Source organism: Micromonospora sp. bgisy143 (assembly GCF_057708145.1).
Genome location: NZ_JBYIRN010000006.1, coordinates 91,667 through 104,791, shown reverse-complemented (window position 1 = coordinate 104,791; position 13,125 = coordinate 91,667). Strand labels below are relative to the sequence as shown.

The 13,125-nt window shown below is 72.8% G+C and carries 11 protein-coding genes; 5 read left to right on the top strand and 6 right to left on the bottom strand.

Going from position 1 to position 13,125, the window contains the following annotated elements; translation table 11 throughout:
• Window positions 1–19: 19 nt before the first annotated feature.
• From AC3EN4_RS10800 to AC3EN4_RS10775, 6 genes are read right to left on the bottom strand one after another with little or no spacing between them, the layout of a single operon-like run.
• Window positions 20–889 (bottom strand): DUF6807 domain-containing protein, encoded by an 870-nt coding sequence (locus tag AC3EN4_RS10800; RefSeq protein ID WP_435205789.1) that lies wholly within the window; start codon window positions 887–889, stop codon window positions 20–22.
• On the bottom strand, window positions 886–1,569 hold the full coding sequence (locus AC3EN4_RS10795; RefSeq protein WP_435205788.1) for a hypothetical protein: 684 nt from the start codon (window positions 1,567–1,569) through the stop codon (window positions 886–888). Before AC3EN4_RS10795 ends, AC3EN4_RS10800 begins: the two co-directional genes overlap by 4 nt.
• A complete protein-coding gene (locus tag AC3EN4_RS10790; RefSeq protein ID WP_435205787.1) occupies window positions 1,553–2,425 on the bottom strand; it encodes a carbohydrate ABC transporter permease in 873 nt (290 codons plus the stop codon). Before AC3EN4_RS10790 ends, AC3EN4_RS10795 begins: the two co-directional genes overlap by 17 nt.
• On the bottom strand, window positions 2,425–3,408 hold the full coding sequence (locus tag AC3EN4_RS10785) for a carbohydrate ABC transporter permease (protein WP_422740471.1): 984 nt from the start codon (window positions 3,406–3,408) through the stop codon (window positions 2,425–2,427). The genes AC3EN4_RS10790 and AC3EN4_RS10785 overlap by 1 nt, the downstream gene beginning before the upstream one ends.
• Before the next feature lie 32 nt (window positions 3,409–3,440).
• Window positions 3,441–4,784, bottom strand: coding sequence for an ABC transporter substrate-binding protein (locus AC3EN4_RS10780; protein WP_435205786.1), 1,344 nt, complete (start codon window positions 4,782–4,784; stop codon window positions 3,441–3,443).
• Between the two features lie 19 nt (window positions 4,785–4,803).
• The gene (locus AC3EN4_RS10775) at window positions 4,804–5,934 is read right to left on the bottom strand and encodes a LacI family DNA-binding transcriptional regulator (protein ID WP_422740473.1); all 1,131 of its coding nucleotides are present in this window, start codon (window positions 5,932–5,934) and stop codon (window positions 4,804–4,806) included.
• 239 nt (window positions 5,935–6,173) lie between these two features.
• Here AC3EN4_RS10775 and AC3EN4_RS10770 point away from each other — a divergent pair, with 239 nt between their 5' ends.
• The 5 genes from AC3EN4_RS10770 to AC3EN4_RS10750 all read left to right on the top strand — a co-directional run bounded on the left by AC3EN4_RS10770 (window position 6,174) and on the right by AC3EN4_RS10750 (window position 13,028).
• Window positions 6,174–7,502 (top strand): Gfo/Idh/MocA family protein, encoded by a 1,329-nt coding sequence (locus AC3EN4_RS10770; protein ID WP_422740474.1) that lies wholly within the window; start codon window positions 6,174–6,176, stop codon window positions 7,500–7,502.
• A 19-nt stretch (window positions 7,503–7,521) separates the two neighbouring features.
• Window positions 7,522–8,955, top strand: a complete 1,434-nt coding sequence (gene uxaC, locus AC3EN4_RS10765; protein ID WP_435205785.1) for a glucuronate isomerase — start codon at window positions 7,522–7,524, stop codon at window positions 8,953–8,955.
• Window positions 8,952–10,256, top strand: a complete 1,305-nt coding sequence (locus AC3EN4_RS10760) for an enolase C-terminal domain-like protein (RefSeq protein WP_435205784.1) — start codon at window positions 8,952–8,954, stop codon at window positions 10,254–10,256. Before uxaC ends, AC3EN4_RS10760 begins: the two co-directional genes overlap by 4 nt.
• Entirely contained in the window at window positions 10,247–11,740 is a 1,494-nt protein-coding gene (locus AC3EN4_RS10755; protein WP_435205783.1) for a mannitol dehydrogenase family protein, read from the top strand. The genes AC3EN4_RS10760 and AC3EN4_RS10755 overlap by 10 nt, the downstream gene beginning before the upstream one ends.
• 112 nt (window positions 11,741–11,852) lie before the next feature.
• Window positions 11,853–13,028 (top strand): Gfo/Idh/MocA family protein, encoded by a 1,176-nt coding sequence (locus tag AC3EN4_RS10750; protein WP_435205782.1) that lies wholly within the window; start codon window positions 11,853–11,855, stop codon window positions 13,026–13,028.
• Window positions 13,029–13,125: the final 97 nt, after the last annotated feature.

Here is a 13,125-nt window from a genome sequence, read left to right as displayed (position 1 = left end):
GCGTGTCGGGACAACAACTTCATGATCGACGGTCGCTGGCGAGGGTCGCGCAGCGGTCGGGGGGTAGGGCGCCGTCGGCGATCCACACCTGGTAGCGGCCGTGGCGGGTGGTTCCGGCGGGGATCTCCGCGGGACGGTCGAAGGCGAAGGCTGCGCACACACCGGGGTACATCGCGGTCCGCACGAACCACCGGTCGCCGGGGCCGAGGCCCGCGAAGACCAGGGTGTACGCCCCACCGCCCGGCCCGATCCCGGCCAGCGCCAGCCACGGGGCCGTGCTGCCGTTGACCGCCTCCTCCCCCGCCGCGTCGGCGGTGCACACCGTTGGCTCACCGTCGGCGGCGGCCCGCCAGAAGAACCCGCCGTAGCCGGCCCCGCCGGGTCGACCGTTGGTGGCCGGGCTACCCAGGCGCACGGATCTGTCCGGCGGCGCGGTGAGCGCGGAGTCCAGGTCGAGTCGCCAGACATCCGGCGTCACCGCCGACGCGGCGAGTCGACGGCGCTCGGTCAGCAGCACCCGTCCGTGCGGGTCGCGCCACTCGGCCTGGTGAGCCAGCAGGTCGGCCGAGCGCCGCGACCAGCCGGTGTGGACGATCCGTCCATGGTCGTCGCGCCAGGTGTAGCCGACGTCGCGCACGTAGGTGCGCCCGCCCCACAGGTTGACGCCGTCGACGTCCTGCACGGCGAGTGAGGCCCCGAGGTGCCAGACGTGGTCGGCGGGGAGCGCGTCGGTGACGACGGTGCCGCCGAGGGTGCGGACCGGGTGCAGGTACGGGCGGGGCCCGTGCCGCGCGTCCAACGCCGGGTCGACGACGTACCGGGCCACCTCGGTCGCGCCGACCAGCAGCCGCGCGGGCTCCTCGGTGACGGCGGTGGGATCGGTGCTCACGGCAGCTCCGGCCGGGCGGCGGCCGGCTCGCGGCCGCCGCCGTCAGCGGCGAAGGCGCGACCGACGTCCGTGGGAACCGGCAACCGGCTGGCGACGGCGTGCAGGGCGGCCAGGGTGTAGCCGGCGAGGATCGGCACGGCCACCGGCGTGACCAGGACGGCGAGCAGCCCGGCCAGCGCCGTCACGCCCGTGAGGGCGGCCCACCGGGCGGGCGCGTCGAGGCAGGCGCGGGCGCTGGACCGGGCCGCGACCCGCCACCGCCCGCCCCCGTTGCGGCCCGCCTCGACGACGACCAGCCCGGCGTACCCGGCCAGTGCGGCGCTGACCAGCCCGGTCACCGCCAGCACCGGCGGACCGCCGGGTACCCGCCCGGCGGCCAGCGCCGCCAGGTCGGCCGCGAGCAGCCCGAGCACGGCCAGCGCGAGGAGGCCGACCGGCACCCCGGGCAGCGCCGAGCGGCCGAACCGGCGCAGGGTCGTACGCGCCGACGGCCAGCTCCCGGTACGCGTCCAGTCGTGCACCGCCGCGCTGGCGGTGCCGGCCGCCGCGGCGGCGGTGAGCAGCGGCGCCGCCGCGAGGGTCAGCAGGATGCCGAGCAGCGCCAGGTCGGCGGCGTCGCGGGCGACGTCCCGCCAGTCCCGGCGACCGCCGACGTTGACGGGTTCAGCCCTTGATGCCACTGGTGTTGATCCCCTCGACGAGCATCCGTTGGAAGGCGACGAAGAACAGGAAGACCGGCAGCAGCGACAGCACCGACATGGCGAACATCGGTCCGACCGCGCTCTGGCTGGTCGAGTCGATGAACAGGGTCAGCGCCACCGGCACCGTGTAGTCCTCCAGTTGGGACAGGAAGACCAGTTGGCGGAAGAAGTCGTTCCAGGTCCAGATGAACGAGAAGATCGCGGTGGTGACCAGCGCGGGGCGGCTCAGCGGCAGGATGATGTGCCGGAAGATGCCGTACGGGCCGGCGCCGTCGATCCGGGCCGCCTCGTCCAGCTCGCGCGGGACGCCCCGCATGAACTGCACCATGAGGAAGACGAAGAACGCCTCGGTGGCCAGGAACTGCGGGATGAGCAGCGGCAGGTACGGCCACTCGCCGCCGACCAGGCCGAGGGTGCGGAACAGGATGTACTGCGGCACGATCAGCACGTGCTGGGGCAGCAGCAGCGTACCGATCATGACGGCGAACCAGAGGCCGCGCAGCCGGAACCGCAACCGGGCGAAGGCGTACGCGGCCAGCAGGCAGGAGAGCCCGTTGCCGACGACGGTGAGCAGGCTGACCAGCGCGCTGTTGAGGAAGAACCGGCCGAAGCCGACGTCGAAGTTGGACCATCCCGCGGTGTAGTTGCCCGGGGTAAACCGCTCGGGCAGCAGCCCGACGTTGTTGACGATCTCCTCCTGGGACTTCACGGAAGTGCCGACCATCCAGATCAGCGGGTAGAGCACCACGGCCACGATCGCCACCAGGATCAGCAGCCGCAGTACGGTCCGGCCACCGGCCCGGCGCCGGGCGGTCGGCACGTCGATCGTCGCCATCACCGGTCCTCGCCGTCGGAGTAGTGCACCCAGAACCGCCCGGTGCTGAAGAAGATCGCGGTGATGGCCGCGATGGCGAGCAGGAACACCCAGGCCATCGCCGAGGCGTAGCCCATCTCCAGGTCGGTGAAGCCGGTGATGTAGAGGTTCAACGTGTACATGAGGGTGGAGTCGACCGGGCCGCCGGTGCCGTTGCTGAGCACGAACGCGGCGGTGAAGCCCTGGAAGCCGTTGATGGTCTCCAACACCAGGTTGAAGAAGATGACCGGGGACAGCATCGGCAGGGTGACATTGCGGAACTGGCGGAACCGACCGGCCCCGTCCACCGAGGCGGCCTCGTACAGCTCGGTGGGCACCTGCTTGAGCCCGGCCAGGAAGATCACCATCGGGGCGCCGAACTGCCAGATGGCGAGCACCATCAACGTCTCCAGGGCCCAGTCCGGGTCGTTCACCCAGGGCCGGCCCTCGATGCCGACGAGGCTCAGCAGCGAGTTGAACGCCCCGTCGCGGTTGAACATGTTGACCCACACGATGGCCAGCGCCACGCTGCCGCCGAGCAGCGACGGCAGGTAGAACAGGCCCCGGAACAACCCGACGCCGCGCCACGCGCGGTTGAGCAGCAGCGCCACGCCGAGGGCGGCGGCCAGCTTGAGGGGTACGGCGACCAGCGCGAAGGTCAGGGTGACCCGGACCGCGTGCCAGTACGACGGGTCGGCCGTGAACATCCGCTCGTAGTTGGCCAGCCCGACCCACTGGACCTCCGAGAACGGGGTGAGGATGTCGTAGTTGGTGAAGCTCAGGTAAAGCGACAGCAGCATGGGAACCGCCGTGACACCCATCAGGCCGATGAGCCACGGCGACAGGAAGACGTACCCCGCCAGACCCTCGCGGTGCCGGACGCTGCCGGACCCACGCCGGGTGGTGTGGGTCCGGGCGGATCCGGGGCCGCGTCGGGTCGGGTCGGGCGCCGTGGTCAACGCCACGAACGGCTCCTCTCCTCGCCTCCTGGGGCGGGTCAGGCGATGGCGGCCTTGCACGCCTCGACGAACTGGGCGGCGGCCTGTGCGGGGGTGGCCCGGCCGTACTGGGCGTTCTCGGCAGCCTTGATCAGCTCGGACTTGACCTTGCTGTGGCCCTTGATCGGCACCTGTGGCGACGCGCCGAACTTCTGGGTCAGTTCCGCCTCGACGGCGATCGACTGCTTCATCGCGGGGTCGGTGGTGTCGTCGCTGACCACCCGGCGCAGGTCCAGGTTGGAGGGCAGGCCGCGGTCGGTGCCGAGCAGCTTGACCGCCTCCTGGTCGTTGTTCAGGAAGTTGATCACGTCGACCGCGACGTCCCGGTTCTTGCTGCCCTTGAAGACCGACCAGTACATCGAGGCCCGGGCCCACTGCGCGCTCGGATCACCGGGGTAGGCGATCACCCCCAGCTCGTCCTTGGTGTTCTTCTTCAGGTCCGGCATCTGGTTGGCCCAGACCCAGGAGGTGGCCGACTTGCCGGTGACCACCAACTGCTTGGTGACGTCGCTGGAGTTGCCCTCGTGGATGACGTCGGCGGTCGGCGTGGCCTTGCGGTCCCGCGCGCCCTTCCACAGGTCGAACCAGGCGGTCACGTCGTCGGCGGTGAAGCCCAACTCGTTGCCCTTGTAGAGGTCCTTGCCCTGTTGGCGCAGCCAGACCCAGAACGCCTTGTAGTCGGCGCTCGGGTCCTGGGTGCCGGGCACACCCGTCTTCTTCGACACCTCCTCGGCCCAGGCGATGTGCTGCTCCCAGCTCATCCCGGTGGTCGGCTCGGGCAGGTTGTGCTTCGCCAACAGCGTCTTGTTGTAGACCAGGCCCTGGGTGTTCTCCCCCGCGGCCACCCCGGCGAGCTTGCCGTTGACCACCCCGTACTCCAGCAGGCTCTTGGGGAACTTGGACACGTCGAGCTTGCCGGAGTCCTGGTAGGTCTTCAGGTCGAGCGTGGTGTTGCGGGCGGCGTACTCGGCGAGGTAGTTGTCGTCGATCTGGAACAGGTCCGGCGGGTTGCCACCGGCGGTGAGCGTGGCGAGCTTGTCGAAGTAGCCCTGGTTGGCCTGCCAGGTCTTCTCGAAGGTCACGTTGGGGTGCTTCCTGGTGTAGAGGGCGAGGGCGTCCTCGGTCAGCTTGGCCCGGGCGTCGCCGCCCCACCAGAAGACGGAGAGCTTGACCGGGGCGTCCGGGTCGGCGGCGCCGTCGTCGCCGCAGGCGGCGGCGCCGAACAGCAGCGGCGCGGCGACGGTCGCGGCGAGCAGGCCGCGCAGCAACCGTCGCCGGGGCAGCGGGGTACCGTGAGGACGCCCGACGGGCGTGCCAGTGGTGGGGGACGTTGCGGGGTGCATGTGCGCTCACTCCTCGGCTTTAGGAGGCGACGGCATCACCGGTGGCCGCAGTCGGGACGCCCGGGCCCGCAGGGCAGTGCGGGTCCGGGCCATGGGACGCGGCCAGGGGACGGGCCGGTCGGGCGTGCGGGCCCGGACCGGTCGAGTCGCGGATGACCAGGTCGGTCTGGAGCATTACCTGTGCGGTGGTACGACGGACGCCGACCGCCGTGCCGGTACCGGGCCCCCGCGCGCCGCGCGGTGACTCGATGTCCTGTTGCAGCAGCATGTCGACGGCCGTCCGGCCGGCGGCCCCGGTGGGTGTGGCCACCGTCGTCAGTTTGGGTCGGGTGAGCCGGCTCAGGGCGATGTCGTCGACCCCGACGACGCTCACCTCCTGCGGTACCCGGACCCCGAGCGCGTCCAGCCCTTCGATGAGGCCGATCGCCATCAGGTCGTTGTAGGCGAGCACGGCGGTGACGCCGCTGCGCCGCACCTGCTCGGCCACGGCCGAGCCGCCGGTCTCGGTGGGCGCGTTGGGGCCGAGCACGGTCAACTCCCCGCCACCGGCCCGGACGGCCGTGGTGGCGGCGCGCCGCATCTCCCGGTTGGTCCACGAGCTGCGCGGCCCGCCGAGCAGGGCGATGTCCCGGTGACCGAGACCGATCAGGTGCTCGACGGCCGCCCGGGCGCCCTGCCCGACGTCCATCAGCACGCAGGGCAGGCCGGACACCTGCCGGTTCACCACGACCAGCGGCACCTCGCGGCTGAGCTGCTCGATCAGGCTGTTGCTCATCCGCGGGCTGCACAGCAGCACCCCGTCGACCTGCTTCGCGAGGGCGTGGACCAACTCCTCCTCGGCGGTCGGGTCCTCGTTGGTGTCCGCCACGAAGACGTGGTAGTCGCGGTGCCGCGCCTGGCCCTCGGCCGCCTTGATCAGCGGCGGGAAGAACGGGTTCGCGATGTCGGCGATGATCAGCCCGATGTTGTGCGTACGCCCGGTGATGAGGGCGCGGGCGGCGCGGTTCGGCCGGTAGCCCAGGTCCTCCGCGCAGGCCAGCACCCGGACCCGGGTCTCGGGATTGACCAGGTGTGGGGCGGAGAAGGTGCGGGACACGGTGGAGATGTGCACCCCGGAGGCGCGGGCGACGTCCCGGATGGTGACTGGCACGGCGGCCCCTTCGTCCGAGTGGGCGGTGGTCACGCGGGTGCCGCCAATTAATGCAAACGGTTGCTCCACTGTCAACGGTGAATGTTTGCAGCTCTGTTGCGTCGACGCACCCATTGGTGACCTTCAACCCCGCAAAAACCCATAATTGCCACCGATTGTGCCGGTGTCGTTGACGCCATCAGATCGATCGTGGTTACTTCACTGCAAACCTTTGCAGGGGTCATCCGGAGGGCGATCGCATGTCACCGACATCCGGCGGACGAGTCCGGTACGCCGTCGTGGGCACCGGTGCGCGGGCGGAGATGTTCGTCCGGGCCCTGGTGCTCGACCACGCCGACTCCGCCGAACTGGTCGCCTTCGCCGACGTCAACCAGGCCCGGATGGACGCGCACAACCGCTGGCTGGGCGAGTTGGGACACCCCCCGGTGCCCACGTACCCGGCCGGCGAGTTCGCCTCGATGCTGGCGGCCGAGCACGTCGACACCGTCCTGGTGACCAGCGTGGACGTCACCCACGACGAGTACGTGGTGGCCGCGCTGCGTGCCGGCCGGGACGTCGTCACCGAGAAGCCGATGACGGTCGACGCCACCCGCTGCCGACGCATCCTGGACGCGGTGACCGAGACCGACAAACGGGTCACGGTCGCCTTCAACTACCGCTACAACCCGCTGCACGAGCAGGTCCGCCGGCTGCTCGCCGAGGGCGCGGTCGGCGAGATCGGCTCGGTGCACTTCGAGTGGCTGCTCGACGTACGCCACGGCGCCGACTACTTCCGCCGCTGGCACCGCGACAAGGCCACCTCCGGCGGCCTGCTGGTGCACAAGGCCAGCCACCACTTCGACCTGGTCAACTGGTGGCTGGCCGCCACCCCGGTCGAGGTGTACGCGGCGGGCCGGCTCTTCTTCTACGGCGAGGACGGCCGCCGGCACGGCTACGCCCGCGACTACGACCGGGCGTACGGCGCCCCGGCGGCCGTCGACGACCCGTTCGCGCTGCGGCTCGACGCGCATCCCCGGCTGCGCGAGCTGTACCTCGACGCCGAGGCCGAGGACGGCTACCAGCGCGACCGCAACGTGTTCGCCCCCGGGGTGAGCATCGAGGACGACATGGCGGTGCTCGCCCGCTACTCCACCGGCGCGACCATGACGTACCACCTCACCGCCTACGCCCCCTGGGAGGGCTACCGGGTGATGGTGAACGGCAGCCGGGGACGCCTCGAACTGGAGGTCACCGAGAACGACTACGTCGACCGGGGCACGGCCGGCGCGGTCAAGGGGGCGGCCCTGCACGGCGTCGAGGCGCCCGCCGAAGGGGGCGGCACGACACTCACCGTGCGCCCGTTCTGGGCACCGCCCCGGCGGATCCCCGTCGAGGGTCGTACCCGGCACGGGCACGGCGGCGCGGACGCCCGGATGACCGCGGTGCTCTTCGGCGGCCGACCCGATCCGCTGGGCCGCGCCGCGACGGCCGAGGACGGCGCGGCGGCCCTGCTCACCGGCCTGGCCGCCAACCGGTCCCTGGAGACCGGCCGACCCGTGCGCGTCGCCGACCTGCTCACCCCCCGCTGACCAGCAGACGAGGAGCCCCGTGCCGACGTCCGATTTCACCGACCTGCTCCTGCCGGCCGAGCCCGGCCAGCGCGCGCTGGCCCGGGAGCTGTACGCCCTCGCGGCGCGGCAACCGATCATCTCGCCGCACGGGCACGTCGACCCGGCCCTGCTCGCCGAGGACCGACCGTTCCCCGACCCGGCGCGGCTGCTCATCGTGCCCGACCATTACCTGACCAGAATGCTGCTCAGTCAGGGCGTACCCCCGGCCGACCTGGGGGTGCCCACCCGCGACGGCGACCCGGTGGAGGCCGACGGGCGGGTGATCTGGCGGCGCTTCGCGGCGCACTGGCACCTGTTCCGGGGCACCCCGTCGCGGCTGTGGTTGGAACAGACCTTCCGCACCGTCTTCGGGGTGCACACCCCGCTACGTCCCGAGACCGCCGACGCCGTCTACGACGAGATCGCCGCGCGGCTCGCCGAGCCGGAGTTCCGGCCCCGGGCGCTGTTCGCGCGCTTCGGCATCGAGGTCCTCGCCACCACCGAGTCGCCACTGGACGACCTCGCGGCGCACGCCAAGCTCGCCGCCGACGGGTGGGGTGGTCCCGGCGGCCGGGTGGTCACCACGTTCCGACCGGACGACGTGGTGGACATGGAGTTCGACGGCTGGTCGGCGAACGTGGCCCGGCTCGGCGCGCTGGCCGGGGAGGACACCGGCACGTACCCCGGTTATCTGGCGGCTCTGCAGGCCCGCCGGGCGGCGTTCGTCGCGGCCGGCGCCACCTCGTCGGACCACGGGCATCCCACCGCGCGCACCCTGGACCTGACCCCGACCGAGGCCGCCCGGCTGTACGACCGCGGGCTGCGCGGCACGGCGGACGCCGCCGACGCCGAGGCGTTCCGGGCGCACATGCTGATGGAGTTCGCCCGCATGTCCCTCGACGACGGCCTGGTGATGCAGCTGCACCCCGGCGCGGTGCGCAACCACAACCGCTGGCTGTACCAGCGGCACGGCCGGGACGTCGGCGGCGACGTGCCGCAGGCCACCGAGTACGTGCACGCGCTCGCCCCGCTGCTGGACCGGTACGGCAACGACCCGCGGCTGACCGTGGTGCTCTACACCCTCGACGAGGACACCTTCACCCGCGAACTGGCCCCCCTCGCGGGCGGGTACGCCGCGCTGCTGCTCGGGGCGCCCTGGTGGTTCCTGGACTCCCCCGAGGCGCTGCGACGGTTCCGGGAGACGGTCACCGAGAGCGCCGGCTTCTACAACACCACCGGGTTCGTCGACGACACCCGGGCGTTCTGCTCCATCCCGGTCCGCCACGACGTGGCCCGCCGGGTCGACGCCGGCTTCCTGGCCCGGCTGGTCGCCGAGCACCGGCTGGGCCTGGACGAGGCCGCCGAGACGATCGTCGACCTGGCGTACCGGCTGCCCAAGCGGGTCTTCCACTTCGAGGGAGCACACCAGTGACCGTCACCATCACCTCCGTCGACGTGCACGACGTACGGTTCCCGACCGCCGCCCGGGGCGACGGGTCGGACGCGATCAACCGGGGCGACTACTCGGCGACGTACGTGGAGTTGGGCACCGACGCCGGGCCGGTGGGCACCGGGTTCACCTTCACCAACGGGCGCGGCAACGAGATCACCTGCGCGGCGGTACGGGCGCTGGCCCACCACGTCGAGGGCCGGACGGTCGAGGAGATCGCCGCCGAGCCGGTGGCGTTCTGGCGCTCGCTCAGCGCGGATGTGCAGTTGCGCTGGCTGGGCCCGGAGAAGGGCGTCATCCACATGGCGACCGGCGCGCTCGTCAACGCGGTGTGGGACCTGCGGGCCAGGATCGCCGGCAAGCCGATGTGGCGGTTCCTGGCCGAGCTGCCCACCGACGACCTGGTCGCCAGCGTCGATTTCCACCACATCACCGACGCGCTGACGCCCGACGAGGCGGCGACCATCCTCGACAAGGGACGCGACGGCCTAGCCGACCGGTCGGCGACGCTGGAACGGGACGGTTTTCCGTCGTACACCACCTCGGTCGGTTGGCTCGGCTACCCGGACGAGAAGGTACGGGCGCTGACCCGGCAGGCGTACCACGACGGCTGGCGGGCGATGAAGATGAAGGTCGGCGGCCCACTCGCTGACGACCTGCGCCGGGCCCGGATCATCCGCGCCGAGATCGGCCCGGACGCGCTGCTGATGATGGACGCCAACCAGGTCTGGGACGTCGACGAGGCGATCACCGCGATGACCGCCCTCGCCGAGGTCGACCCGTACTGGATCGAGGAGCCGACGCACGCCGACGACATCCTCGGTCACGCCCGGATCGCCCGCGCGGTGACCGAGCTGACCGGCGGCCGGTGCCGGGTCGCCACCGGCGAGGTGGCCGCCAACCGCGTCATCTTCAAGCAGCTCCTCCAGGCGGAGGCGATCGGTGTGATGCAGGTCGACGCGTGCCGGGTCGGTGGCGTCGACGAGGTCCTCGCGGAGCTGCTGCTCGCGGCGAAGTTCGGGGTGCCGGTCTGCCCGCACGCCGGGGGCGTCGGGCTCTGCGAGTACGTCCAGCACCTGGCGATCTTCGACTACCTGCGGGTGGGCGCGAGCCTCGACGGCCGGATGATCGAGTACGTCGACCACCTGCACGAACACTTCGTCGACCCGGTCCGCACCCGCGGCGGCCGCTACCTGCTGCCGGACCGCCCCGGCTACAGCGCCACCATGAGACCGGCGTCGATCGCCGAGTTCCGGTTCCCGGACGGTCCGGCATGGCGGTGACCGTCGGCGCGTCCCGCCTCGGCCTGGGTGTGCTGCGCCAGTTGCCCGTCGAGTCCCGTCCGCTCGTGCGCCCGGGCACCGTGCCGACCGGCGTCGTACACCTGGGGTTGGGCGCCTTCCACCGCGCGCACCAGGCGGTCTACACCGAGGCGGCGGTCGGCGCGGCCGGCGGCGACTGGGGCATCGTGGCCGTCGCCCCGCGCAGCGCCGCCGTGGTCGACGCGCTCGCCGCCCAGGACAACCTGTTCAGCGTGAGCGCCCTGTCCGCCGCCGACACCAGCACCCGGGTGGTGGGCGCGCTGAGCGGGGTCCGGCACGCGCCGAGCGACCCGGACGCCGTGGTGGCGTTGCTCGCCGACCCGGCGGTCCGCGTCGTGACGCTCACCGTCACCGAGAAGGCGTACCAGCTCGACCCGGTCACCGGCCGGTTGTCGCCGGACTCCGCGCTCGCCGCCGACCTCGCCGGTCATCGACCCCCGACGACCGTGCCGGGTCTGCTGCTGCGCGGACTGGCCGCCCGCGCCGCCGCGGACGCCGGGCCGATCGCCCTGGTGAGCTGCGACAACCTGCCGGCCAACGGCCGACGGCTGCGCGGCCTGGTCGACCAGGGGATCGAGCGGGCCGCCGGGGTGCCGACCGGGCTCGTCGACTGGGTGGCCGCCAACGTGACCTGCCCGGGCACCATGGTGGACCGCATCGTGCCGGCCAGCACGCCCGAGACCATCGACACGGCCCGCCGGGCGCTCGGCGTCACCGACCTGGCCGCGGTGGCCGCCGAGCCGTACGCGCAGTGGGTGATCGAGGACGACTTCCCCGGCGGCCGGCCGGGTTGGGAACACGCCGGGGCGGTGCTGACCGACGACGCCGGGCCGTGGGAGCGGCTGAAGCTGCGCGCCCTCAACGGCGTGCACTCGGCCGTGGCGTACCTCGGCGCGCTGGCCGGGCGGGAGACCATCGCGGACGCGCTGGCGATCCCGCACCTGACCGACGTGCTGCGCCGGCTGATCGCCGAGGACGTCGCGGCCAGCTTCACCCCGCCGGACGGGGTCCGGGTCGTCGACTACGGCGAGCAGGTTCTGGCCCGGTTCGGCAACCCGGCGATCCGGCACCGCACCCTCCAGGTCGCCATCGACGGTTCGCAGAAGCTGCCGCAACGCATCCTGCAGACCATCGCCGACCTGCGCGCGTCCGGACGGTCCGCGCGCTGGGGCGCGCTGGTCGTGGCGTCCTGGTTGCGCTTCGCGCTGGGGTACGCCGACGACGGCCGCCCGCTGCCGTTGCAGGACCCCCTCGCCGGGCCCATCCGGGCCGCCCTGGACGCCGGCGCGCAGAGCCCGGCCGGGGCGGTGGACGCCGTCTTCGCGCTGCGCGAGGTCATCCCGGTCGAGGTCGCCGACGACGACGAGGTACGCGCCGAGGTGATCGCCTGGCTCACCGCGCTCGGCCGGCACGGCGTCGAGGCGACCCTGGCCGGCGTCCGGTGAGCCGGGCGGCGGTGGCCGGCACGACGGTGGCCGGCACGACGGTGGCCGGCACGACGGTGGCCGGCACGACGGTGGCTTCGGTCGGCGCGGCGGTGGCAGCGGCTGTGGTCGCGTGAACGGGTTGGTGCCGCCGGCGACGGTGGCGGTGATCGGGGCGAACGGGCACGGCCACTGGCACCGGCGGGTGATCGCGCCGCTGCACGCCGACGGCCGGCTGCGGCTCGTCGCCCTGGTCGACGTCCGACCGGTACGCGACGAGCGGGAGGCGCCCGTGCCGCCCGGCGTCGGGGTGTTCACCGACCACCGGGCGATGCTCAGCGCCACCCGCCCGGAGGTGGTGGTGATCTGCACCCCGCCGCACACCCACCTGCCGATCGCCCTCGACGCCCTGGCGGCCGGCGCGGACCTGCTGCTGGAGAAACCACCGGTGCTGTCGATGGCCGAGCACCGCGAGCTGAGCGACGCGCTCGCGGCGTCCGGACGGGTGGCCCAGGTCGGTTTCCAGGCGCTCGGTTCGGCGGCGCTCACCGCTCTGACCGACGCGCTGGCCGCCGGCCGCCTCGGCACGGTCACCGGCATCGCCACGGTCGCCGCGTGGCAGCGGCCGGACGCCTACTACGCCCGCGCCCCGTGGGCCGGCCGCCGCAGCGTGGACGGCCGGCCCGTGCTGGACGGCGCGCTGGCGAATCCCCTCGCGCACGCGGTGATGCAGTGCCTGGCCGTCGCCGAGTCGCTGGGCGGGGCGCCGCCGTCGCCGGTCGCGATCGAGGTGGAGCGGTACCGGGTACGACCGATCGAGGTGGAGGACACGGCCGTGCTGCGCGTCCGGTTCCGCGCCGGCCCACCCGTACTGGCGGCGGTCACACTGGCCTCCGCGCGATTCGTGGCGGGCGAGGTGACGGTGACCGGTACGACCGGGCAGGCCGTACTGGAATATCCGACCGACCGGTTGCGCCTGCCCGGGGACGCGGCACCCCGCCACGTCCCCGGTCGGCAGGGCCTGCTGGAGAACCTGCTCGCCCACCGGATCGACCCGCCCGGGACGCCGCTGATCGCGCCGCTGGCCCGTACCGCGCCGTTCACCGCGCTGCTGGACGCGCTGTGGTCCGCCCCCGAGCCCCGACTGCTCGACGGCGACCTGGTCGACGTGGTGGGCGACGGTGACGAGCGGGTGGTGCGGATCCGTGGCGTGGTCGAGGTACTGCGTCGGGCGGCCGAGCAGGGCGCCCTGCCCAGCGAGCAGGGCGTGCCGTGGGCCGTGCCGGCGTACCGCGCGGACCTGGCGTAGCGGTGGCGCCGTCCGGTGGCGAGGGTGCTGCGGTTGTCCTTTGCTCTGCTTCAACCGAGGCAACACTTTTGCCCCGCAGGTGTTGCGTGGGTTGAAG